The 22,681-nt window shown below is 64.6% G+C and carries 18 protein-coding genes; 10 read left to right on the top strand and 8 right to left on the bottom strand.

The features are described 5' to 3' along the window. Window positions 1-233: 233 nt before the first annotated feature. The gene (locus tag RX327_RS02400; RefSeq protein WP_317249362.1) at window positions 234-1,757 is read right to left on the bottom strand and encodes a flagellin; all 1,524 of its coding nucleotides are present in this window, start codon (window positions 1,755-1,757) and stop codon (window positions 234-236) included. A 583-nt stretch (window positions 1,758-2,340) separates the two neighbouring features. Here RX327_RS02400 and RX327_RS02395 point away from each other — a divergent pair. The 3 genes from RX327_RS02395 to RX327_RS02385 all read left to right on the top strand — a co-directional run bounded on the left by RX327_RS02395 (window position 2,341) and on the right by RX327_RS02385 (window position 4,332). Then, window positions 2,341-3,018, top strand: coding sequence for a Crp/Fnr family transcriptional regulator (locus RX327_RS02395; RefSeq protein WP_050386402.1), 678 nt, complete (start codon window positions 2,341-2,343; stop codon window positions 3,016-3,018). 189 nt (window positions 3,019-3,207) lie between these two features. Continuing rightward, window positions 3,208-3,927, top strand: coding sequence for a Crp/Fnr family transcriptional regulator (locus tag RX327_RS02390; protein WP_317249361.1), 720 nt, complete (start codon window positions 3,208-3,210; stop codon window positions 3,925-3,927). A gap of 156 nt (window positions 3,928-4,083) precedes the next feature. Beyond that, window positions 4,084-4,332 (top strand): hypothetical protein, encoded by a 249-nt coding sequence (locus RX327_RS02385; RefSeq protein ID WP_050386404.1) that lies wholly within the window; start codon window positions 4,084-4,086, stop codon window positions 4,330-4,332. Between the two features lie 108 nt (window positions 4,333-4,440). On the opposite strand, the gene RX327_RS02380 is transcribed toward RX327_RS02385, so the two are convergent. Next, window positions 4,441-4,998 carry a helix-turn-helix domain-containing protein gene (locus RX327_RS02380; RefSeq protein WP_317249360.1) on the bottom strand — a complete coding sequence of 186 codons (558 nt, stop codon included), beginning with the start codon at window positions 4,996-4,998 and terminating at the stop codon, window positions 4,441-4,443. Window positions 4,999-5,653: 655 nt separating this feature from the next. Between RX327_RS02380 and RX327_RS02375 the strand changes: the two genes are divergently transcribed. Beyond that, the gene (locus RX327_RS02375; RefSeq protein WP_244482474.1) at window positions 5,654-6,049 is read left to right on the top strand and encodes a hypothetical protein; all 396 of its coding nucleotides are present in this window, start codon (window positions 5,654-5,656) and stop codon (window positions 6,047-6,049) included. Window positions 6,050-6,424: 375 nt separating this feature from the next. Here the strand turns inward: RX327_RS02375 and RX327_RS02370 are convergent, their stop codons facing one another. After that, complete coding sequence (locus RX327_RS02370) at window positions 6,425-7,426, bottom strand: glycoside hydrolase family 3 N-terminal domain-containing protein (protein WP_317249359.1); 1,002 nt, start codon at window positions 7,424-7,426, stop codon at window positions 6,425-6,427. A gap of 183 nt (window positions 7,427-7,609) precedes the next feature. On the opposite strand from RX327_RS02370, the gene RX327_RS02365 reads away from it, so the two are divergent. Both RX327_RS02365 and RX327_RS02360 read left to right on the top strand, forming a co-directional pair. Further along, entirely contained in the window at window positions 7,610-9,655 is a 2,046-nt protein-coding gene (locus RX327_RS02365; RefSeq protein WP_317249358.1) for an acetoacetate--CoA ligase, read from the top strand. A gap of 38 nt (window positions 9,656-9,693) precedes the next feature. Further along, entirely contained in the window at window positions 9,694-10,827 is a 1,134-nt protein-coding gene (locus RX327_RS02360) for a threonine synthase (protein ID WP_317249357.1), read from the top strand. 154 nt (window positions 10,828-10,981) lie between these two features. Here the strand turns inward: RX327_RS02360 and RX327_RS02355 are convergent, their stop codons facing one another. Then, window positions 10,982-12,175, bottom strand: coding sequence for a serine hydrolase domain-containing protein (locus RX327_RS02355; RefSeq protein ID WP_317249356.1), 1,194 nt, complete (start codon window positions 12,173-12,175; stop codon window positions 10,982-10,984). A 199-nt stretch (window positions 12,176-12,374) separates the two neighbouring features. Next, on the bottom strand, window positions 12,375-14,015 hold the full coding sequence (locus RX327_RS02350) for an NAD(P)/FAD-dependent oxidoreductase (RefSeq protein WP_317249355.1): 1,641 nt from the start codon (window positions 14,013-14,015) through the stop codon (window positions 12,375-12,377). Between the two features lie 303 nt (window positions 14,016-14,318). Here RX327_RS02350 and RX327_RS02345 point away from each other — a divergent pair, with 303 nt between their 5' ends. Continuing rightward, window positions 14,319-15,221, top strand: coding sequence for an AraC family transcriptional regulator (locus tag RX327_RS02345; RefSeq protein ID WP_317249354.1), 903 nt, complete (start codon window positions 14,319-14,321; stop codon window positions 15,219-15,221). Window positions 15,222-15,240: 19 nt separating this feature from the next. Here RX327_RS02345 and RX327_RS02340 read toward each other — a convergent pair whose 3' ends face one another. Together RX327_RS02340 and RX327_RS02335 are read right to left on the bottom strand one after the other, a co-directional pair. Then, the gene (locus RX327_RS02340) at window positions 15,241-16,275 is read right to left on the bottom strand and encodes an aldo/keto reductase (protein ID WP_317249353.1); all 1,035 of its coding nucleotides are present in this window, start codon (window positions 16,273-16,275) and stop codon (window positions 15,241-15,243) included. A 22-nt stretch (window positions 16,276-16,297) separates the two neighbouring features. Further along, the gene (locus tag RX327_RS02335; RefSeq protein ID WP_317249352.1) at window positions 16,298-17,479 is read right to left on the bottom strand and encodes an MFS transporter; all 1,182 of its coding nucleotides are present in this window, start codon (window positions 17,477-17,479) and stop codon (window positions 16,298-16,300) included. A 100-nt stretch (window positions 17,480-17,579) separates the two neighbouring features. Between RX327_RS02335 and RX327_RS02330 the strand changes: the two genes are divergently transcribed. Then, window positions 17,580-18,536: a LysR family transcriptional regulator gene (locus RX327_RS02330; RefSeq protein ID WP_317249351.1), complete on the top strand. Its 957-nt coding sequence runs from the start codon at window positions 17,580-17,582 to the stop codon at window positions 18,534-18,536. Between the two features lie 7 nt (window positions 18,537-18,543). Next, window positions 18,544-19,032: an SRPBCC domain-containing protein gene (locus RX327_RS02325; RefSeq protein WP_050386431.1), complete on the top strand. Its 489-nt coding sequence runs from the start codon at window positions 18,544-18,546 to the stop codon at window positions 19,030-19,032. A gap of 6 nt (window positions 19,033-19,038) precedes the next feature. Here the strand turns inward: RX327_RS02325 and RX327_RS02320 are convergent, their stop codons facing one another. Beyond that, complete coding sequence (locus tag RX327_RS02320; protein ID WP_050386432.1) at window positions 19,039-19,788, bottom strand: class I SAM-dependent methyltransferase; 750 nt, start codon at window positions 19,786-19,788, stop codon at window positions 19,039-19,041. Between the two features lie 328 nt (window positions 19,789-20,116). Here RX327_RS02320 and RX327_RS02315 point away from each other — a divergent pair, with 328 nt between their 5' ends. Beyond that, the gene (locus RX327_RS02315; protein ID WP_317249350.1) at window positions 20,117-22,492 is read left to right on the top strand and encodes a glucose/quinate/shikimate family membrane-bound PQQ-dependent dehydrogenase; all 2,376 of its coding nucleotides are present in this window, start codon (window positions 20,117-20,119) and stop codon (window positions 22,490-22,492) included. Window positions 22,493-22,681 lie beyond the last annotated feature (189 nt).

The following is a 22,681-nucleotide window of genomic DNA, read 5'->3' as shown; positions in this document are numbered from 1 at the left end:
GGACAGGCCTTACCACCCGGACGGGAAAGAGCCCGTTCCATCGGTCATCGCAATTTGAACTAATTGGAATTGAGGACCGCTAAGCCTTGCGAAACGTTCGCGACATGACGACCGCCAGCATCCGAACGCGATCGCTCATTGGTTGAACCCGGCGGGATGGCTAAGCGCAGCCAAAGAAAAGGCGGCGGAGTTTCCTCCGCCGCCTCGATAGTCGATGTCTGTCGCGGCTACGCTTAGCGGAGCAGCTGGAGCACGCTCTGCTGCGACTGGTTGGCCAGCGACAGCGCGGAGACCGCGATCGACTGGCGGGTCGACAGCGCCTGGCTGTTGGCCGCCTCGACGTTGGTGTCGGCCAGCGTCAGGTTGGACGAGCCGGTCTGCAGCACGTTGATCAGGTTCTTGTTGAAGTCCTGACGGATCTGCACCACCGAGAGGTTCGAACCGAGGCTCGAAGCCTGGGTGCGCAGCAGGCCGCTCGCGTTGTTCAGCGTCTTCAGCGTGGCGTTGGCCGAAGCGTTGTCCACGAAGTCCGTGCCGGCAGTCAGCTTGGTGAGGTTGAGGCCGGTAGCGTCGAAGGTCACGCCCTGGATCTTCAGCGTCGAGGAGCCCGTCTCGTTGAAGGCCAGCTTGAGCTGATCGCCGTTGAGCAGGTTGACACCGTTGAACGAGGAGTCCTGCGCGGTCGTGTCGATCTGGTTCAGGATGTTGTTGTACTGGTTGACCAGATTGGCACGGTTCGCCAGCGCAGTCGGGTCCTGCACCGGAGCGCTGCCCGTGAGGCCGTTGAACAGCTTGCCGGCGCCGGCCGCCGTGCCGCCGATCGTGCCGATGGTCGCCGAAGCGGCATCGTTGGTGGTGCTGATGGTGAGCGCACCGGCCGCACTGAGCGAGGCCTGCAGGTTGTTGGCCGCCAGCGCGGCGTTCAGGTCGTTGAGGGACTTCACCTTGCCGGCACCGGTGCCGAAGGTGATGTTGGTCGCAGTGCCGTTGCCGGTCGCGCCGATGGTCAGCGTGAGGGTGTCCAGCGGGCTCGCGCCGGCCGTGCCGTTTGCGGTCGCCGTCGCACCGGCCGGGAGGCCGAGCTGTGTCGCGTCGCCCGAGCTGAACGTACCGACCGTGAGCGAGTCCGCGGCGCCGGCGGTGTTGGTGCTGGTCAGGACCAGCTTGCCGGTGCCGTCGATCGAGGCGGCGACCTTGGCGCTGGCGCCGACCTGCGTGTTGATGGCGTCGCGAACCTGGGTGGCGGAGTAGTTCGTGCCCGAGTTCAAGGTCACAGTCTGGCTGTTGATCTGGAACGTCAGGTTCGCGCCGGCCGCGGTGAGGTCAATGCCGGTATAGGCGGCGGTGCTGGTGAGGGTCGCATTGGTCGGGGTCGCGGTGCCGAGAAGGTTGTCGGCGGTCGCGCCGGGGATCGCGGCGGTCGTCACCGACGACTTCGCGGAATAGCCGACGGTGGTCTGCAGCGCCTGGTTGGCGATCGACTTGGCGCTGTCGATCAGCTTCTGCAGCGAGGTGATGCCGGTGTTGGCAGCCTGCAGCACCTGCACGCCGTTGGCGATGCCGTCGAGCAGGTTGTTGATGTCGCTGGCGCGGTTGTCGAGCGACTGGGCGGTGAAGAAGTTGGTGGGATTGTCCAGAGCCGAGTTGACGCTCTTGCCGGTCGACAGACGGTTCTGCGTGGTGGCGAGAAGGTCAGCGGTGGACTGGAGGGAGAGCAGATTTTGACGGACCGATGCCGAAAGAACGATGCCGGACATACTGGATACCCTTCTGGATGAACACGATTGACGCGACGCCGTAAATTTCGCACGGCGACCCACGCCACACTGGTCCGTCGGCGCTACCCGTTCGTTAAAGGGCTGGTCCGTACAAATACCCAGGACGGCCTCGCCGGTGATTCGACGGGCGGCCGGCGCGATGGCTGGCCCCGGCAGCGCGCGGTCGGCGCCGGACCGACGTCATGGCCCTGGATTTCCTGCGCATGTGCAGGACTTGCGACATCCCGGCGCGGCCGGCCCGGCGCGTCGATAGCCGGCGTTGCAAGCCACCACGATGCCAAGTCCGGCGAGGAACAGAGTTAATGGAAATCAACAAATGAGAGACAAAGTCGCGCGCGTATCTCGCGCCGCGCGGATCGACGTCGATCACCGGTGCCGGCGGCGGCCACGCCGTCTGCCCTCTAGAGGGTATAGTTTCGACACCACAACCCTTGTGCAATTGGACAGGCAAGCTATGTTCGCAGTCCTTCCACACGCCAAGAGTAGGTGATGCGAGACCGTAGTGCTCCCGCCCTCGGCAGGAGCAGCAATGTCCGCGGTATCGCGTCCGCCCAATCGTCTGTTGCAAGCACTTCCCCCCACGGAGTACGCGCAACTCCATCCCCTTCTGGAAACCGTCGACCTGACCAAGGAAACGGCGCTCGCCGATGCCGGCGCGCCGGTGCAGCGGGTTTATTTTCCGCATAGCGGCGTGGTCTCGATGATGATCAATCTGTCCGACGGGCAATCTGTCGAGATCGCAACCGTCGGTCGCGACGGCGTCGTGGGCGCGTCTGCCGCCCTGCACGAGCGGCCGCTGCTTGCCGACGCGATTGTCGTGGTGCCAGGCTCAGCCTCGATGATGCGGGCGGAGGATTTCCGCGAGGCAGCAAATCGCAGCGCGGATTTCCGGACCCTGGTTGCGCTCTATGAGCAGGCGTTGATGGCGCAGACGCAACAATCCGTCGCCTGCAACGTTTCGCATCCGGTGGAGGCACGGCTGTCACGATGGCTGCTGCGCGCACGCGATCTGTGCGGCAGCGAGGCGTTGCCGCTAACCCAGGAAATGCTGGCGCAGATGATCGGCGTCCGGCGCAATGCGGTTTCGATTGTCGCACATGGGTTTCAGCAGGCCGGCATCCTGCGTTACAGCCGCGGTCATATCGAGATCACCGATATCGACGGGCTGCGGAAGGCGGCGTGTGAATGCTATACGACGGTCAAGGCGCACGCCGAACAATTGATCGGGCCGGAAGACTGACCGGCGCGCCGCCCAGCCCCAACTGTGACCGACCACACAACTTGAATGTGCGGCGATAGGTCTATTCCTATTGGAACCAAGACATGTTTCCATTGGAACCCTGACGTGCCAGAATAGGTTGCAAGGACGTCCAGCCGCACGTCAGCCCTGGGCCCAGAGACAAGCTTTGCCGGCAGGCTGGAGGTTGCTTTGGAAACGGTTCCTCGATCACCCAACGGATTCCTGGCGTCGCTCTCGGCGAGCGATTTCGAATTGATTCGGCCGCATCTGCGGACGGTCGACCTCGCGGCCGACTCGGTCCTGGTCGAGACCGACGAGATGCTCAAGCGGACATACATGCCGCACAAGGGCGTGATCTCGCTGGTGGTCAAGCTGGCAAGAGGCGAGCGCGTGCAGGTCGCGATGGTCGGCCGCGACAGCATCTATGGCGCATTCGCCCCGCTCGTCGAAGGGCCTGTCCTCAACAACGCCACGGTGCTGGTGCCCGGCACCGCCTCGACCGTGGAACTCGAGCCGTTGCGCGCAGCTGCCGGCCAGAGCCCGACGCTTCGGGCGAGATTGATGCGCCACGGGCTTGCGGTCTACGTCCAGGTGCAGCAGACCGCCGGCTGCAACGCCGCCCATCCCGTGGAGTCGCGGCTGTCGCGGTGCCTGTTGCACACGCGCGATCTCTCCGGCAGCAACAAGATCGTCCTGACGCAGGAGGCGATGGCACAGATGATCGGGGCGCGGCGCAACAGCGTGTCGCTGGTCGCCCACTCCTTGCAACAGGCCAATTTCATCCACTACAGCCGTGGACACATCCAGATCACCAACGCGGATGGGCTGATCAAGACCGCGTGCGAATGCTACGCCGCGGTCAAGGCGCAATATGCGGGACTGCTGAGTTGTCAGGAAGTCGGCCGTTAGAGCTGGTTTGTTTTGCCGCGTCTTCTTCGCGCGAGCCGGCACCCGCTTCGCTCAAAAGCGCTCTGACCGCTGTGCAAGCCGTACTTCTACGGCGTGCGATTTTCATCGTCGGATAACGCTGCATCGCCACAGTTGCGTGGACGCACGGGGGAGCCGATGTTCACGTACCAGACGACCGACCGGAAGGAAGCCCGGCGCTTCCGCATGGCCCAGTTCAACGGCCGGACCGCCACCGTACGGTCGGCCGGCGCGACCGTCACGGGACGCGTGCGCGCGATCGTCGAAAGCAGGTCTGGTGCGACGGCGGCGTGGCTGGTCACGATCGTTCCGGATGAACCGAAGGCATCCGCGCCGGCCGCGCGGCTCGCGCCGCGCCTGTGCTTCGCCGCGGAAGACGATTTCTGAGAACCGGGTTCTTACGAACCGAACACCGCTCAGAGCGTTCCGATGGAATGCTCTGGATTTCAGTTTTGACGCGTCTTCTTTACGCGAACCAGTTCGCTTGAAAACGCTCTATGCGGAATGCAACAGCGCCGCACGGACGAGATCCGCGGTGTTGCGCGCACCGAGCTTGCGCATCGCCTCGGCGCGATGGCTCTCGAAGGTGCGCGGACTGATCTGCATGCGAAGCGCGCCCTGCTTGTTCGAATAGCCTTCGCTGATCAGCCTCAGCACCTCGCGCTCGCGCTTGGTCAACGGCTTGCGGCCGGCTTCCGGCGCGAACATGACATCCGGCGACCGGGAGCCTGCCGGCTTGTCGTCGCCCGGCGGCTTGAGATCGGCGGCCGGGACCGCATTGGGATAGAGGTCGGAAATCTGCTTCAGCATCGCGGACACGCGCTCGGTCTGCTCGAGCGCGTTCTCGATCACCTGCCGCAGATAGACGCCATTGCCGGGCGCGTGCGCGAATTGCTGACTGTGCTGTTTCAGCTCGTTCATATAGAGCAGCAGCGCCGTCACCGGCCCATTGAACTGCCGGACGATCGCGGCACCGGCGTCCGCCTGCGGCCGCGGCGCTGCGGGTTCCTGAGTCTCAAGCGGCTGCGGCTCGAGCGTCGCGGTTCCACCCATCCATGCCGGAAGGCGCGCCTCGGCTCGGTTGTCATGTTGCGTCATAAGTATGGTTTACCAAAGGTGAACTTGTGGCCGCGTTAACACGGGACTCCGTAAAACTACGGGTGACGCAACTGTGACCTTGGGCCCCGACTTGCCAAGCAGGCGCAGATTACCGCTGATTTGGCAACGAATCTCGCATATTTGAGTCGAATTACAGTATTCTTACGGGACGGGTGGGCGAGGTCGTCGCCGACGGGATTCGCGGCCCGACGTTGACCTAAACGGTTCGGCCGGCGTTTCCCGGCTCGTTGGTTCCGGGTTGAACATGGCAGGGCTTCACGGCCCGGCATCGCCTCAGGGGCGCCGGAGCCGAAGGAATTTCTGCAGGAACCGCCCCGAAAGAACGAACCTGAACCACCAATACGCCATTCGCCGGGTCGTCATCGATCATCCCTTTCGGCATCGGGATGGCGTCGGCATACCGCACGCGGGCGCCCGCACATATGAGACGGTTCACATCAACCGAAGCATCGGGTGCGCATTGGGCAGGGATCGGATCAGGCGAATGTCAATTTACAGCCCCGACGGGCGTCGCGATGATCGCCGCCTCTCGATCAGCAATAAGGGCGCGGCCATGAAGCGAGGGCGGAACGGATCCTGGATTTCCATGATGACGATTGCGGCGCTCGCCGCAGCACTGCTGCTTGGCGGAGGCGCGCATGCGCAGACCGAGCCGACCAGCAGTGCCGCGCCGACGCCCGACACCGCGGTCATGCTCACCATCTTCTTCAAGCATGATCAGTCGCGACCGCTCGGCGAGCTCAACGCCCAGCTTGAGCGGCAGGGCTTCTACAAGGCGTTTCCGCCCGAGGGTGTCGAGGTCGTCAGCTGGTACGTGATGATGGGAATCGGCCAGGTGGTGACGCTGCGGCTGCCGGCATCGCGGCTGCGCGAGGTCAACCGCGTCATCGAGAACAGTGCCTGGGGCGCCTACCACACCGAGTTCTACCCGACCTACGACTACAAGGCGGTCGGGATCGGCAATCACGAAAAAGCAAAGCAGTAGCTGATCGCATCGAGACCGCTGCCGGGAGTCACGCCCGCGCGCCGGAATTGCCGGTTTGGTGGAAGACCGGGCTAGCGATTGGATCCGATCCACCGCCTATGCGTGGGCCCGCGAGCGCTGGCTCAATCGCTTTGCCAGCGTCCGCAGATCCTCGGCGCGCCCGCTGCAAAGCAGGCGGCTGAATTCGTCAGGATCTATGGAGGCAGGCGGAAAATCGGCTGGGTTGCGTGCGACACGGCGTAGCCAGATCAATCGGAAGAGACGCTTGAGCATCTTCATGGTTGTCAGCCCCGATGAGCGTCATTGTTAAATCGCGGCAATGAAATTTGGTTCCACACCTTGTGGTCGCCCGGCGCAAAATTTGGTTCAACGCCGTCAGGCGAACAGCGCCTTGCGCTTTTGCACGCGCGCAATGGATCGCCGCACCGCGGCCTGATCGAGTGATCCATCCTGCACCGCACTCGCGACCGCCGCGGCGATGCCGGCCATCTCCTGCTCCTGGTCGAACAGATTGTTGCCGATGCAGATCATGTCCATGCCGGCGGCGATCGACTGCAGGCTGGCCGCGCTTGTGCCGAGCGCCTTCTGCAGCCCCTGCATTTGCATGTCGTCGGTGATCAGCAGCGTCTCGGGCAGGCGACGGCGAAGCCGGCCGAGCCCGGCCAATGACAATGTCATCGGATGCTGCGCGTCCCACTGCCGGACAATGGCGTGGCTGACCAGTACCGCATCGCCATAGGTGCGCGGCGCCAACGCGTAGAACAGTTCCTCCTGCTCGGGACGCAGCGCATCGGAAATGTCCATGAACTCCAGATGCGAATCGACGCTTGCACCGCCGATGCCCGGAAAATGCTTCAGGCAGAGGCCTACTCCCGCCTGCCGCGCCGCAGCGTCGACCAGCCGGGCATTGGCCTCGACCTCACCGATATCGGGCGAATAGGACCGCTTGATCCTGCCGATGTTGGGATTGTCGGGATTGTAGTCGACGTCGATGACAGGCGCGAAATTGTAGCGGATGCCGAGCCGGTGCAACTCGCCGTAGCTTGCGGCCAGCACCGTCTGCTTTTCCGCGCGCGCGAGCAGATTGAACTCCTTCGCGCTCGGCAGCGGCTGAAAACCGCAGGTGTCCTTGAGCCGGCGCACCAGGCCGCCCTCCTGGTCGATGAAGACCAGCGGCCGCGACGGCAGCGCTGCGATCTCGGCGCAGAGCGACTGCACCTGCGCGGGCGAGGCGATGTTGTTGTCGTATTGCCGGGTCTGGCAGGAATAGTCGAACAGGATCACCCCGCCGAGCCCGAACTGCGCGGCAAATTCCTTCAGCCAAGGCGGAACGACCTTGCCGTAGAAGCCGAGAATGAAGAGTTCGCCGACGGACATGGCCGCTCGATTCGGTTGCCGCATGGAATCAGCCGCGCCCGATGGAATAGCACGCTGGGGCGGCGGTAAGAATATGACGCAGCTTGCTGCTCGACTGCGTTCCCCGCGCTTGCATCACTATGTTAAGACACGCCGGCGGGCCTCGATCGCCTGCCACGACACAAGGACTTTCGGAAACCGCCCATGACAGCAGCTTACGTCCCGCAAATGGCCCTTTACCGCCAATGGCTGAAGCAGACGCGCGGCCTTGAGTTTGCGGATTTCGAGGCGATGCGGCGCTGGTCGGTCACCGATATCGACGGCTTCTGGCAGAGCGTGTGGGATTATTTCGACCTGCGCTCGCCGACGCCGCATTCGGCGGTGCTGGCCGAGCGCAAGATGCCGGGCGCGGTGTGGTTTCCCGGCGCTTCGGTGAACTACGCGCGCCAGGTCTTCCGCCATGTCGCGCCGGCGCATGCCGCAGGCCTGCCGGCCCTGATCTCGAGCGGCGAGGACGGCAAGCTCTCGGAGACGAGCTGGCCCGAGCTGCAGCGCAAATCGGCCGCGCTGGCGCTGCATCTGAAGGACAAGGGCGTGCGCCCCGGCGACCGCGTCGCAGCCTATCTGCCGAACATCCCCGAGACCATCGTTGCGTTCCTGGCGACAGCCAGCATCGGTGCAATCTGGAGCGTCTGTGCGCCCGACATGGCGGCGCCCGCGGTGATCGACCGCTTCAAGCAGATCGAACCGAAGGTGCTGATCGCCTGCGACGCCGTGACTTATGCCGGACGCCGCCACGATCGGCAAGGTGTGATCGAGGAATTGCGGCGCGCGCTGCCGACCGTGCAGCATGTCATCCTGCACAGCGACGCCGCGCCGTCCGAGACGCGATTGTCATCGATCCTCGCGGGCCGGAGCGCGGCAATCGATGCCTTCGAGCCGATCTGGCTGCCGTTCGATCATCCGCTCTGGATCGTCTATTCCAGCGGCACGACCGGCCTGCCGAAGCCGATCGTACACGGCCATGGCGGCATCATCATGGTGGCGCTGCCGCTCTCGACGCTGCACAACGATATCGGCTGCAGCTATCAGCCAAACTCGTTCGGCGAACGCTTCCACTGGTACAGCTCGACCGGCTGGATCATGTGGAACAGCCAGGTCGGCGGCCTGCTCAGCGGGACCACGTGCTGCATCTTCGACGGCAGCCCGGCCGGCGCGAAGGACAAGCCGGACTGGACCACGCTGTGGCGCTTCGTCGCGCAATCGAAGTCGACCTTCTTCGGGGCAGGCGCGGCGTTCTTCGCGAACTGCGCCAAGGCCGAGATCGACCTTGCTGCCGCCGGCGATCTTTCGCAACTGCGTTGCCTCGGCTCGACCGGCTCGCCCCTCAGCGCCGACACGCAGGCCTGGTTCAACGCGCGCTTCGCTGCGTTGTCGAAGACGAACGGCAGCAAGGCGCAGGCCGACATCTGGTGGGCGAACATTTCCGGCGGGACCGATTTCGCCGGCGCCTTCATCGGCGGCAACCGCGAGCTGCCGCAGACGCCGGGCGCCATGCAGTGCCGGCTGCTGGGCGCGGCCGTGGAAGCCTTCAACGAACAGGGGCACGCCGTCATCGACGAGGTCGGCGAGCTCGTCTGTACTGAGCCGATGCCGTCGATGCCGCTGCGCTTCTGGAACGATCCCGGCAACGCGCGCTACCTTTCCAGCTATTTCGAGACCTACCCCGACAATTTCGACGGAAGTGGCCGCGGCCCGGTGTGGCGGCATGGCGACTGGCTCAAGATCAACCCCGACGGCTCCTGCGTGATCTACGGCCGCAGCGACGCCACCATCAACCGCCATGGCCTGCGGATGGGCACCAGCGAGCTCTATTCCGCGATCGAGGCGCTGCCGGAGGTGCTGGATTCGATGGTGGTCGACCTCGAATATCTTGGCCGCGACAGCTACATGCCGCTGTTCGTTGTGTTGCGCGACGGCATTGCGCTCGATGCGGCGATGCAGGCGAAGATCAACAAGGCGATCGAGTCCAGCCTGTCACGGCGCTTTCTGCCGAACGAGATTTTCGCCGTCGCCGAGATTCCGCGGACGCTGTCCGGCAAGAAGCAGGAGCTGCCGATCAAGAAGCTGCTGCTCGGCCAGTCCGTGGAGAAGGTCATCAACAGGGAGGCGATGGCCAATCCCGGCTGTCTGGATTGGTATCTCGATTTCGCAAAGAGCTATCTGAGCAAGCAGGCCGGCGCGGCGTAACGGCCGCCGAATGCCACTCGCGTTTGGGATCTCACGACATGTCTTCACCCAGCTACATCGACCCGCTCAACGGAAAGCTCTATCCGCTGGATATCCCGCGCTGGTGCTCCGACGAAGGCAAGCCGCTCCTGATAACGCCGCTGCCGGGAATCTCCCGCGACGACATCGATCGCGGGACGCGGTCGCTGTGGCGCTATCGGGCGGCGCTGCCGGTCGAGATCAGGCAGCCGATCACGATGGGCGAAGGCTACACGCCTGCCGTCGAGAAGGCGTGGGATGACCTGCGGCCGCATTTCAAGCTCGAATGGTTCAATCCGACGGCGAGCTTCAAGGATCGCGGCACCACGGTGATGCTGTCGTTCCTGCGCCAGCTCGGCGTCGATGCGGTGCTGGAGGACAGCTCCGGCAATGGCGGCGCGTCGGTTTCAGCCTATGGCGCGGCGGGCGGGATGCGGGTCAGGATCCTTGCGCCGGCCACGACGTCGCCGATGAAGGTGGCGCAGATGCACGCCTTCGGCGCCGAGGTGCAACTCGTCGAAGGCCCGCGCGAGGAGTCCGAGGCCGAGGCCATCCGCCAGTCGAGTCAGACGTTTTACGCCAGCCACAATTGGCAGCCGTTCTTCCTCGAAGGCACCAAGTCGCTCGCCTACGAGATCTGGGAGGATCTCGGCTTTCGGGCACCCGACAACGTCATCGTTCCCGTGGGCGCCGGCAGCAGCCTGCTCGGCTGCGCCTTCGGCTTCCGCGAGCTCTTGAAGGCCGGGCAGATATCGAAGCTGCCGCGCCTGTTCGCGGCGCAGCCGCTAAACTGCTCGCCGATCGATGCGAGCTTCGCCGCCGGCGTCGACACGCCGGTCGATCGCGCGGTCCGCAAGACCATCGCCGAGGGCACCGCGATCAAGCACCCGCTGCGGCTGAAGCAGATGATCGCGGCACTGAAGGAGAGCGGCGGCGGCACCGTCGCAATTCCCGAAGTCGGCATCGTCGCCGCGTTGAAGCGATTGGCGCAGACCGGCCTGTTCGTCGAGCCGACCTCGGCCTCGGCCGCCGCCGCGCTCGACGTCCTCAAGGCGCGCGGCGCGATCCGGCCGGCGGAGCGCACCGTCGTCATCATCAGCGGCACCGGGATCAAGGCGGCGGGGCTGATCACGGAGCTGCTCGGAGCGAGCTAGCTTTGGCGCGCTCCGATGAGCTGCGCCTAAAGCGCGATGCGATTAGGATGAATCGTCATCGCGCTTTAGGTTGTTGTTTAAGCATGATCTCCGCGCAAACGCGTCCCGCGTTTGTCGCGAGGGAAAACCGCTGCGCACTTTTCCGGATCATGCTTTAACCCGCCTTGCGCAGCCTCAGGGATTCGTAGAACGCCGTCTCGAAGCTCATGTAGCCGATGAACGACGTCGGATCGCCAAACGGGAGAATTTGGGTGGCCCAAAATCCGCCGAAGCCATTCTGCCGGTCGATCCAATAGAACAGGTTCGCAAGACCCGCCCAGCCCAGCGCGCCGGCCGGACGCCCGGTGGGAGCCTCCTCGTCGTTGATCATGAAGCTTAGCGCCCAGGACTTCGACTGACCGGGGAAGAACTCGGCGTCGTTGGCGAGCGATGTAATCACGCCGGTGATCGCCGTAACCTTCTTGTCGCCCAGATGGTTTTTTTCCGCCATCTGCACCGTCTCCGCCTTCAGTACGCGGCCGTACTCACCCGCTCCGTCGTTCAGCCACATCCGGATGAAGCGCATGTAATCGCCGACCGTGCCGTACAGGCCGTGACCGCCCATATGCACCTCGGGCTGGGCCGGAAGCTCGAAATCCATCGGCGTCAGCGAACCGTCGGCGCCGCGCGCGTGAATCCCGGCCAGTCTGCCGCGCATCGCTTCAGTGAGCTCGAATGTCATGTCCTTGATTCCAAGCGGCTCGAAAATCCGCGTCCTGAAGACCTCGCCGAGCCGCCGGCCGGTGACGGCCTCGACGATCTGACCGCACCAATCGAGGTTGGTCCCGTAGTCCCATCGTTCGCCCGGGTCGAACAGCAGCGGCGTCATCAGGCAGGCCTTACTTGCCGTGATCACGCTGGGCTGGCCCTGCTCCTGCGCGAGGCGGTTGTAAGTTTGGTTGATGAAGTCGTAGCTAAGCCCCGCCGTATGCGTCATCAGCATCCGCGTGGTGATGTCGCGCTTCGGGGCGCGCAGGATCGGATCGCCTGCAGCGTCGAAGCCCTCGATCACCTGGAGCTTGCCGATGTCAGGCGCGTAGCGCTTGGCCGGCGCGTCGAGATCGAGCTTGCCCTGCTCGACGAGCTGGAGCACGGCCGTACCGGTGATGGCCTTTGTGGTGGAGAAGATCGCGAACACACTGTCGGCCGTCATGTCGGCGGGCTGGTCGAGCCGGCGCTTGCCGGCGGCGCCTTCATAGATGTTACGATGACGATCGGTCACCATCGCAACGACGCCGGGAACGCGCGGGTTTGACGTCACGACGCCGTCTAGGATTGCATCCGCGGCCGCACTGAAATTCGCGCTCATTGTCGTCCTCCCATATTTGCTTTGTGACGTGATCTGCCTCGGGCGGGACGCCTGCATTCCACCGGCTGCTTCCCGCCCGATCTTCGCTTGCGTGACACTGCGTAGCCCGGATGAAGCGAAGCGAAATCCGGGACCAGTGTCACCGTTGCGACATATGTCCCGGATTGCGCTTCGCTCCATCCGGGCTACGAAATCAGCTCTACTGCGTGGCAAAACCGCTATAGCCGCTCGCCGCGACCTCATCGCATTTCTGGCGATAGGCACCGACGCCGCCGCAATAGGACAGAACGCGGCGCGGCTTGCCCGCGACGTTGGATCCCAAGTACCAGGAGTTGGTCTTCGCGATCAGCGTCGCATTGGCGATCTCGTCGTGGTGCGCCACCCACTGATCTTCGGTATCCCTGGTCGGCTCGATGACGTTCAGGTTCTTGCCGCGCAAATATCTGATGCAATCGGCGATCCATTCGACCTGCTGTTGGAGACAAGTCGTCATGTTGCAGAGCGCCGCCGATGGTGCAAGCGGCACGGCCGTCGTGAAGAGATTGGGATAACCATGGACCTGCAAGCCCATCATGGTGCGGATGTCCTTGCTCCACTCTTCCTTCAGCGATCGTCCATTGCAGCCCCTGATGTCGATGCGCGTCAAGGCGCCCGTGCCGGCGTCGAAGCCGGTCGCCAGGATGATGACGTCGAGTTCGTGTCGCGTGCCGTCAGCAGTCTGAATGCCTGTGGGCGTCACGCTTTCGATCGGATCGTTCTTGACGCTGACGATCTCGACATTGGGCCGATGGAAGGTCTCGAGGAAATTGCTCTCCAGCGGCACCCGGTGCGTGCCAAAACCGTAATCGGCGGGAATCAGCAGTTCGCACAGCTTGGGGTCCTTGAGCCGATCGCGCATCTTCTCGCGCACGAATTCGGATATCTCGGCATTGACGACCGGATCGAAGAAGAGTTCGCCGAAAGAAGAGATCCAGAGCTTCAGCGAGCCGTCGTTCCAGCAATCCTCGATCACCTGGCGACGCTGCTGTGGCGTCAGGTCGGCCCAGGCGTGCTCGAAGTCGAATTCGAATCCGGTGAACGTCTTCGGCAGCCGTTCGGTGAGGAACTTGAACTTCGACTTGTAGGCTTCGGCGTCCGCTGCATCCCATTTGGGATTCTTCATCGGGATGATGTATTGCGGCGTGCGGACGAACACCTTGAGATGACCGACCTCGCCGGCGATGGTCTGGATGACCTGGATGCCGGTCGCGCCGTTCCCGATGACGCCGACACGTTTGCCGGCAAGCTCGATCGGCCCCTTGGGCCAGCGCGCGGTGTGGAACAGCTTGCCCTTGAACGCCTCCTGTCCGGGGAAGGACACATACGGCGCCGATAGCATGCCGCAGCACGTCACCAGGAACTGGGCATCGATCGTTTCGCCTTGGTCGGTCATGACCAGCCAGCGCTGCGTCGCCTCATCGAAATGAGCGCTCTTGACGGCGGTGTCGAACTGGATGTCCCGGTGAAGCTCGAGGCGGTCGGCGACGTAGTTCAGCCAGCGTTCGATTTCCGGCTGGCCCGGGAATTTCTCGCTCCAGCTCCATCCCTTATAGAGCTCCTCTGAGAACAGGTATTGATAGATGTAGGCTTCCGAATCGAACCGCGCGCCGGGATAGCGATTCCAATACCAAGTGCCGCCGACGCTCGACCCGGCGTCGATCGCCTTCACACTCAGTCCCTGCTCACGCAGGCGGAACAATTGATAGAGACCGGCGACGCCGGCGCCGACGACCACGGCGTCGAGCTTGGTCGTTGCATGCGCACCATTGCTTCCATTCGACCTTGTGACGGCCTCAGTCATGATTTCCTCCTGTGTCTGGCTTCTCGCGCGCACCTTCCCACCCGCGGTGTCGCCGGATGATGGTGCGTTGCGTCAATTTGGGTCTCGGCCGCTCGCGCTATCGCCGAAACGCAGAGCAGGCTACGGGCCGTTCGGCCGCGCGGCTTGGATGAAACCGACAATCTCTGGAACGCTGCCGCTCAATTGCCCGACCGGCCAATGGTCTCCTTGGCAAATGGCGAAAGCGGCCTATTCTGCGCTCAGCCGTCCGGCCAAGAACAAGCGGTCAACCGCGCCACCAATCCCAGGGAGGAGGCTCGCGCGATGGGCCAGTTGATCACGGTCGAGGAGCTGCCGCGCTACGCTCCCGGCGAGATGAAGCTGGATAGTTTGTCAGTCGGGAGAAGCGATTTCCGGCTGCGAATTTTCCGCTATGCGCCGTCAGACATCTGGGTCCCGCCGTCCGCAAACTTCCTCCTGGTGCTCTATCGCGACGGCGTGACGTCGATGAACCGCCGCGTCACCGGCGCATGGAAGCAGGATCACGTCGGTCGCGGCGTCACGTCGCTCATGACGCGCGCGGAGCCGTCAAGCTGGCATTGGAACAACGACATTGAGGTCAGCCATTTCTACATCTCGCCTGCCCTCATGACGAAGACCGCGAGCGATGCCTTCGACCGCGACGCCGAAACGATCGAGATTCACGACCTGCTCAAGGTCGAAGACCCGATGCTGACCTGGATCAACGATCAAATGGTCCAGGAAGTCGCCGCGGGCGGTCCCGGTGGACGGCTCTGCTATGATGCGCTGGCGCTGCAGGCGAGCGTGCACATCCTGCGGAAATATGCGGCGATTGAGTTCAAGATGCCCTGCGCGCAAGGACGCTTTCGTCCGGCGCATGCACGGCTAATCGAAGAGTACATCGAGCAGAACATTTCCAGGAACATCACGCTCGAGGAGTTGGCGAATATCTGTAACTGCACGTCGGTTCAGTTCGCGCGCAAGTTCCACATGCATTACGGCATGAGGCCGCATGCCTATGTCCTGCGGCGCAAGGTGGAGCATGCGTGCCAGCATCTGCGCAAGGACCGCGTCGCGCTGAAGGAGATCGCGCTGCTCGCCGGCTTTGCCGATCAAAGCCACCTCAATCGCGTGTTCCGGCAGCACATGAACGTCACGCCGGCGGAATACCGCCGGCAGGTCTGCGAGCACACCGTCCAGGCGTGAGACAGGGTCTGCGACGGACTCACACGGGCGTCGGATTGAGGCGCGCAAAGCCTTCCTGGATTCGGTAGGGATAGTACGGATAGGCCGGCATCACCGCGCTCGCGCGATCGAGACGCGCGATCTGGTCCGGCGAGAGCGACCACCCGACCGCGCCGAGATTGTCGCGCAGCTGCGCCTCGTCACGCGCACCGATGATCACGGACGACACGCTCGGCCGCGTCAGCAACCAGGCAATCGCGATCTGCGGCACGCTGCGGCCGGCCTCTGTGGCGACCGCGTCCAGTGCGTCGACGATCGCGTAAAGCTTCTCGTCGTCGACTGGCGGACCGAACTGTGCGGTCGCGTGCAGGCGGCTGTTCGGCGGCAGCGGCTGGCCGCGCCGGATCTTTCCGGTAAGGCGGCCCCAGCCGAGCGGACTCCAGACCAGCGCCCCCACCCCCTGGTCGCGCGCGAGCGGCATCAGCTCCCACTCGTAGTCGCGGCCGAGCAGCGAATAGTAGACCTGATGCGCGACATAGCGCGGCCAGCCATGCCGGTCCGCGATGGCGAGCGACTTCATCAACTGCCAGCCGGCGAAATTGGAGACGCCGACATAGCGCAGCTTGCCCGCGCGCACGAGCATGTCGAGCGTCGACAGCACCTCCTCGATCGGGGTGAAGGCATCGAAAGCGTGAAGCTGGAGCAGGTCGATGTGGTCGGTGCCAAGCCGGCGCAGCGCCGCATCGACCGAGGCGACGAGGCGATATCGCGACGTGCCGGCATCGAGCGGACCATCGCCCATCGGCAGGCCGATCTTGGTCGAGATCAGAACCTTGTCGCGGCGGCCCTTGATCGCAGCGCCGAGAATCTCCTCGGACGCGCCGTTCGAGTAGACGTCGGCGCTGTCGAACAGATTGACGCCGGCATCGAGGCAGATGTCGATCAGCCTGCGCGCCTCGTCCGCATCGCTGCGGCCCCAGGCCGAGAACAGGGGGCCCTGACCGCCGAAGGTGCCGGTGCCGAAGCTGAGCACAGGGACCCTGAGTCCGGAGGCCCCGAGATTGCGGTATTCCATGATCATGCTCCCTTGATCCGGTTCATTCCGCCGGGCACTGCGCGGCGAGCGCGATCGGCCGATCGAGCCGAAGGCTCCACAGTGCCAGCGCGAGGCCGATCGCTGTGATGCCGGCCGCGACCAGCGGCAGCGCGGGAAGCCCGAATCCGCGGTCGATAGTGACGCCGCCGGCCCAGGCGCCGAGCGCGTTGCCGAGATTGAACGCGGCTATGTTGAGGCTGGAGGCGAGCGTGCGGCCTTCGACGCCGGCGGCTTCGAGCACGCGGAGCTGCAGCGGCGCGACGGTCGCGAACGCGGCGATGCCGAGAATGAACAGCAGCACGACGGCCAATGCCTTGATCGAGACGACCGCCGTCAGCGCGACGAGCACGGCGGCGAGGCCGCCGAGCGATACCAGCAGCGCCCGCGCAAGTCCCTTGTCGGCGAGCCGGCCGCCCGCGACATTGCCGATCGCAAGGCCGGCACCGAACACGAGCAGGATCGGCGACACCGCGGCGTCGGAGAAGCCGGTGAGCCGCGTCAGGATCGGCTGCACATAGGTGAAGACCGCGAACAGCCCGCCGAAGCCGAACACCGTCATGGCAAGTCCCAGCAGCACCTGCGGGCGGCTGAGCACGGCGAGCTCCTCGCGCAGCGGCGCAGGCCTGTCGTTGGCGCCGACATGGCCGGGGACCAGCACCGCCAGCACGATGAACGCGATCACGCCGATGACCGTCACGGCCCAGAACGCGGCGCGCCAGCCGAGCATCAGACCGAACCACGCGCCGAAAGGCACGCCCAGGAGCGTGGCGACCGTCAGACCGATGAACATGGTGGAGATCGCGGAGGCACGCTTGTCCTCAGCGACGAGGCTTGTCGCCACCACGGAGCCAACGCCGAAGAAGGTGCCGTGCGCCAGCGAGGTGAGAATGCGCGCCGCCATCAAAAGCCCGTAGCTCGGGGCCAGCGCGCAAGCCGCATTGCCCAGCGTGAAGATCGCCATCAGCGCGAGCAGCACTGTCTTCCGTGGCATCCGCCGCGTCGCCAGCGTCAGCACCGGCGCGCCGACGAACACACCGAGCGCATAGCCCGATATCAGCAGGCCGGCGACCGGCACGGAAACATGCATGTCGGCGGCGACCTGGAGCAAGAGGCCCATGATGATGAATTCGGTGGTGCCGATGCCGAAGGCACCGGCGGTCAAGGCAAGGACTGCAGCAGGCATGTGTCGCTCCGGACAGAAGGATTCCGCAAAGCGAGATAGCGGTCCGGGCGGGGAAGGATTAGAATGTCGGCAATCCAATCATTTATGACGTGAATTCAACATGGCCCGTTTCGACACCAACCGTTCCGCCGAGATGGAGGTTTTCGTCCGCGTGGTCGATCTCGGCGGCTTCACCCAGGCCGCGCGAAAGCTGCGCCTGACGCCGTCGGGCGTCAGCAAGCTGATGTCGCGCCTGGAGGCGCGGCTCGGCGCGCGACTCGTCAACCGCACCACGCGCAAGCTGACGCTGACCGAAGAGGGCCGGGCCTTCTACGAGCGGGCGGTGCGCATCCTCGCCGAAATGGAGGAGGCCGAGCGCGAGGCCGCCTCATGCGTGACGCGCGGCCATCTCACCGTGAACAGCAACATTCCCTTCGGCATGCTGCATGTGGTGCCGTTGATCCCGCGCTTCCTGGAACGGCATCCCGACGTCACGCTCGATCTCGTGCTGACCGACACGCTGATTGACCTGATGCAGGAGCGCGCCGACGTCGCCATCCGCGTCGGCCCGCTGCGGGCCTCGCGTCTCGTCGCGCGAAAGCTCGGCAGCAGCCGCATGGTCGTGGTCGGCGCGCCGGACTACCTCGCCCGTTGCGGCACGCCGAAGGCGCCGGCGGACCTCGCCGACCACCGCGGCATCGGCTGGACTTTTCCGCGCAGCATCCGCGGTTGGCCGTTTCGCCGCGCCGAGAAGATCGAGGAAGCGCTGCCGCCGCCGGTCGCCCGCGTCAGCGACGGCGAAGCCGCGCGTCAGCTCACGCTCGGCGGTATCGGGCTGGGCCGGCTGGCGCTGTTCCACATCGGCCCCGATATCGAGGCCGGGCGTCTGGTGCCGGTGCTGCAAAACCTCAATCCCGGCGACCGCGAGGACATCCACGCGGTCTATGTCGGTCACGCCGGCCCGCTGCCGGCGCGGGTCCGCGCTTTCATCGATTTTCTTGCGCAACACATCCGCGTCGGCGATCCCTCGCTGCAGCGCGGCGCTGATGGAAGATGGAAGGTCGTAGGCGACAAGTGAGTGTTCAATGACGCACGAGCCCCCGGCCTTCCAGTCCGTCACCGAGACGATCCGCATCGCCGCAGAGCCAGCGCATGTGTGGGACGCGATCATGGACCCCAAAGCGGGCGAGAGATGGCGCAACGCGCATTTCAGGACCGATTGGAGGATCGGCGCGCCGATCGAGATCGAGGCGGAGATCGGCGCAAAGCGCTATCGCGACAAGGGCCGCGTCCTCCAAATCGACCCGCCGATGCGGCTCGAATACTCCTATTGGTCGCAGGTCTCCGGCCTGCCGGATGTTCCGCAATCCTATGCGACGATCACGATGAAGCTCGTGTCCGACGGCGGCGAAACGGTACTGACCGTCACCCAGCAGGTGCCGCCTTCGCCGACCCGCCGCGGAAGCGGCTGGGAGATCGGGCCCGACTCAGGCGCCAAACATGTTGCCTTCTACTGGCGAATGACGCTGCCGCGCCTGAAGCAGGCGGTTGAACAAGGACGCGCCGCGCAATAGCGCGGTCTATGCCCGCTTCAGCAGGAAGAGCTGCGTGACATAAGGGAACACCACTTCGTCGGCGTCGCCGAGACCGGCCTCACGCAGGATGCTGCCGGTCTTGTCGCGCAGGATCGCCTTCTCCGCATCAGGCAAATTGGCGACATAGCTCGTCGATGCGATGCGCTCGAAGACGTCCTGTCGCTTCATCCGGTGCGGATGGTCCTGCACGATTTCCCTCTCAAGCACGAAGCGCGGGTCCTTCAGGATCCAGCGCCAGCGTCCGGTCCGCTGCCGGGGCGTGTCGCCCGCATAGCCCTCGATCATGACGGACAACGCCTCGACCCACGGCGTGCGATCGTCCCGGTTGTTCCAAACCAGCGCAAGCGTCCCGCCGCGATGCAGCAGTCGCGCGATCTCGGCGACCGACGCCTCGTTGTCGAACCAGTGAAACGCCTGGGCGCAGGTGACGAGGTCGACGCTGCCGGTTTCGAGATTGATCGCATCGGCGCGCGTGTTGATGACCTCCACCCCGGCTTCCCTGGACAGCCTGGCCGACATCTCGGCGACGGGCTCGACCGCGACCAGGCGCGCAGTCGCGGGCAAATGTTGCAGCAGCAGGCGGGTGAACTTGCCGGTTCCGGCACCGAGGTCGACGACGCAGCGCGCGGCCGCAAGCGGCAGCGCGGCGACAATCTCCGCAGGGTAGCTCGGTCGGCCCGCCTCATAGGCGGCGACCGCGACACGATAATTCTCGGCAGTGGGGTTCAGTGTCATTGTTGCTTCTCCTGCGTGCCAACCATCCGCGGAACGGTATAGAGCAGCGCCTGCACAGGACTGGAAGAGCGCGCCGATTCAAAATCCGCTGAAGACCTCTCACCTTTGCGTCAGCCCCGCAGCTCCACTGCCCCCTGTTGAAGGTGCGCGCATTTTGAATAATTTGCTTCGGCGGGTTTAGCATAGCAACCTTACGCGCTTGTGGTGCATCAACATCGCAGTTCCAAGGTTGCAAGTTGCGGTTGGCTGAACGACAGTCCGCGACGGCGGACGCGGTCTGTCGCGCTTGTGCGGGACAAGCCCGATCCCGCCCCGCACCGGAGCGACCATGCAGCGATCCAGGGCAGTCTTCATCACGGCTATCGTCTACGCCCTGATCGGCCTGGCCCTCGCCGGCGGCGGCATTTGGCTCGCCTCACTGGGTGGATCGCCCTTCTACATTGTCCTCGGCGTCGGCATTCTCGCCACGGCTGCGTTGTTGCTGGCGCGGCGCCATCAGGCGCTATGGCTGTTTGCGATCGTGCTGCTCGGCACGCTGGCGTGGGCCGTCTATGAGGTGCGGTTCGACTGGTGGCCGCTCGCGGCGCGTGGCGACATCATCTTCCCCATGGCACTCTGGTTGCTCACGCCGGTGATCGTTCGCGCCCTGAGACGAAGCGGGCCGGTGTCTTACATGCGCGCGACGGCGCCACTCTGGATCGGCGTCGTCGCTGGTGCGGCGGTGCTCATCGCCGGGCTGCTGTCCAGCTATCACGACATCAACGGCACGATCGCCGAGTCCGGCTCCGCCGTGCCGCAAAGCGAAGCCGACCCGCAGCCGGACGGCGACTGGCGCGCCTATGGACGCACACAATTCGGACAGCGCTATTCGCCGCTGAAGCAGATCACGCCTGACAATGTCGGCAACCTCAAGGTCGCCTGGACCTTCCGTACCGGCGACGTGAAGACACCAGACGATTCCGGGGAGACGACCTTCGAGGTCACCCCGATCAAGGTGCGCAATACGCTCTATCTCTGCTCGCAGCACCAGGTGCTGTTCGCGCTCGACGCCAAGACCGGCACGGAGCGCTGGCGCTACGACCCCAAGCTTGTGCACAACAAGACGTTCCAGCACATGACCTGCCGCGGGGTCTCCTACCATGAAACCGCGCAGGGCGCCGTCGACAGCAGCGGCAATCCGGCGCCGGCCGAATGCCCGCGGCGGATCTTCCTGCCGGTCAATGACGGACGCATGATCGCGCTCGATGCCGACAGCGGCAAGCTCTGCGATGGTTTCGCCGATCACGGCATCCTGGACCTGCAGCAGGGCATGGGGATCAAGACCGCCGGCTTCTTCGAGCCGACGTCGCCGCCGGTCGTCAGCGACAAGATCCTGGTCGTGGCCGCCGCGGTGATCGACAATTATGCGGTCGACGTGCCGTCGGGCGTGATCCGCGGCTTCGATGTCTATACCGGCAAGCTGGTCTGGGCCTGGGATTCCGGCGCGGCGGACGAGAACGCACTGCCGTCGCCGACGCGTCATTACACCAACGGGTCACCGAATTCCTGGATCACGGCCTCGTTCGATCCGAAACTGAATCTGGTCTACATCCCGACTGGCAACAACGGACCCGACATCTGGGGCGGCAATCGCGATGCGCTGGTCGAGCGCTATTCCAGCGCCATCGTCGCGCTTGACGTCGACACCGGCAAGCGCGCCTGGTCGTACCAGACCGTGCATCATGATCTCTGGGACATGGACGTTCCCTCGCAACCGAGCCTGGTCGATGTGACGACGGCCAAGGGCGTCGTTCCCGCGCTGATCCAACCGACCAAGGTGGGTAACATCTTCGTGCTCGATCGCAGGACCGGCGAGCTGATCGTGCCGGCGCCGGAACGCGCGGTGCCGCAAGGGCCCGCGCCCGGCGACCGCTCCGCACCGACGCAGCCGTTTTCCGAACTGACCTTCCGCCCGGAGGCGAAGCTGACCGGCGCCGACATGTGGGGCGGCACGATCTTCGATCAGCTGCTGTGCCGGATCATGTTTCACCGCTTGCGCTACGAAGGCACCTTCACGCCGCCGTCGTTGCAGGGCACGCTGGTCTTCCCGGGCAATCTCGGCATGTTCGAATGGGGCGGCATCGCGGTCGATCCTGTCAGGCAGATCGCCATCGCCAATCCGATGTCGTTGCCGTTCGCCTCCAGGCTCATTCCGCGCGGCCCGCTCGATCCTCCGGCGCCGACCGCCGAGAAACCGGTCGGCAGCGAGGTCGGGGTGCAGCCGATGTATGGCACGCCGTTCGGCGTCGGTATCTCGAGCTTCCTCTCGCCGTTCTCCGTGCCGTGCTACCGGCCGCCATGGGGCTCGATGGCCGCGATCGATCTGAAGACGATGAAGATCGTCTGGCAGCATCCCAACGGCACAATCCGCGACACCACGCCGCTGCCGCTTCCATTCAAGATGGGTGTGCCGATGCTGGGCGGGCCGATCACCACGGCCGGCGGCGTTGCGTTCTACACCGGGACCTATGAGTACACGATCCGCGCCTACGATGTGCGCAACGGCAAGGTGCTCTGGGAGGATCGCCTGCCGGCCGGCGCCCAATCGACGCCGATGAGCTACGAGGCTGGCGGCAAGCAATACGTCGTCACCGCGGCCGGCGGCCACGGCTCGTTCGGCACCAAACGCGGCGACTACGTCATCGCCTATGCATTGAAGGATTGAGCCGCGTCATCGAGGCCGTCATCTTCCTTCTCCTTCCCCCTGAAAGGGGAAGGTCGGGTTGGGGGCGGCCGCAGGCGATGCTCTCTGCGGAGGGCGCGGATTCCCACCCGCTTTGCTCTGGCGAGCAAAGCGACCGCCCCTTTCCAAGGGAAGGTGGAACTGGCCCAACTGACTAGCGCCCAGACGGGT

This window comes from Bradyrhizobium sp. BEA-2-5 (assembly GCF_032918025.1).
Lineage (GTDB): Bacteria > Pseudomonadota > Alphaproteobacteria > Rhizobiales > Xanthobacteraceae > Bradyrhizobium > Bradyrhizobium pachyrhizi.
The sequence above is the reverse complement of the archived record's forward strand: the minus strand, read 5'-3'. Positions and strand labels throughout refer to the sequence as shown.

Coding starts and splice junctions, on each gene's coding strand:
- RX327_RS02400 (WP_317249362.1), bottom strand. CDS start 1,757: ATGTCCGGCATCGTTCTTTCGGCATCGGTCCGTCAAAATCTGCTCTCC.
- RX327_RS02385 (WP_050386404.1), top strand. CDS start 4,084: ATGTTCACGTACCAGACGACCGACCGGAAGGAAGCCCGGCGCTTCCGC.
- RX327_RS02380 (WP_317249360.1), bottom strand. CDS start 4,998: ATGGGTGGAACCGCGACGCTCGAGCCGCAGCCGCTTGAGACTCAGGAA.
- RX327_RS02375 (WP_244482474.1), top strand. CDS start 5,654: ATGACGATTGCGGCGCTCGCCGCAGCACTGCTGCTTGGCGGAGGCGCG.
- RX327_RS02370 (WP_317249359.1), bottom strand. CDS start 7,426: ATGTCCGTCGGCGAACTCTTCATTCTCGGCTTCTACGGCAAGGTCGTT.
- RX327_RS02365 (WP_317249358.1), top strand. CDS start 7,610: ATGACAGCAGCTTACGTCCCGCAAATGGCCCTTTACCGCCAATGGCTG.
- RX327_RS02360 (WP_317249357.1), top strand. CDS start 9,694: ATGTCTTCACCCAGCTACATCGACCCGCTCAACGGAAAGCTCTATCCG.
- RX327_RS02355 (WP_317249356.1), bottom strand. CDS start 12,175: ATGAGCGCGAATTTCAGTGCGGCCGCGGATGCAATCCTAGACGGCGTC.
- RX327_RS02350 (WP_317249355.1), bottom strand. CDS start 14,015: ATGACTGAGGCCGTCACAAGGTCGAATGGAAGCAATGGTGCGCATGCA.
- RX327_RS02345 (WP_317249354.1), top strand. CDS start 14,319: ATGGGCCAGTTGATCACGGTCGAGGAGCTGCCGCGCTACGCTCCCGGC.
- RX327_RS02340 (WP_317249353.1), bottom strand. CDS start 16,275: ATGGAATACCGCAATCTCGGGGCCTCCGGACTCAGGGTCCCTGTGCTC.
- RX327_RS02335 (WP_317249352.1), bottom strand. CDS start 17,479: ATGCCTGCTGCAGTCCTTGCCTTGACCGCCGGTGCCTTCGGCATCGGC.
- RX327_RS02330 (WP_317249351.1), top strand. CDS start 17,580: ATGGCCCGTTTCGACACCAACCGTTCCGCCGAGATGGAGGTTTTCGTC.
- RX327_RS02325 (WP_050386431.1), top strand. CDS start 18,544: ATGACGCACGAGCCCCCGGCCTTCCAGTCCGTCACCGAGACGATCCGC.
- RX327_RS02320 (WP_050386432.1), bottom strand. CDS start 19,788: ATGACACTGAACCCCACTGCCGAGAATTATCGTGTCGCGGTCGCCGCC.
- RX327_RS02315 (WP_317249350.1), top strand. CDS start 20,117: ATGCAGCGATCCAGGGCAGTCTTCATCACGGCTATCGTCTACGCCCTG.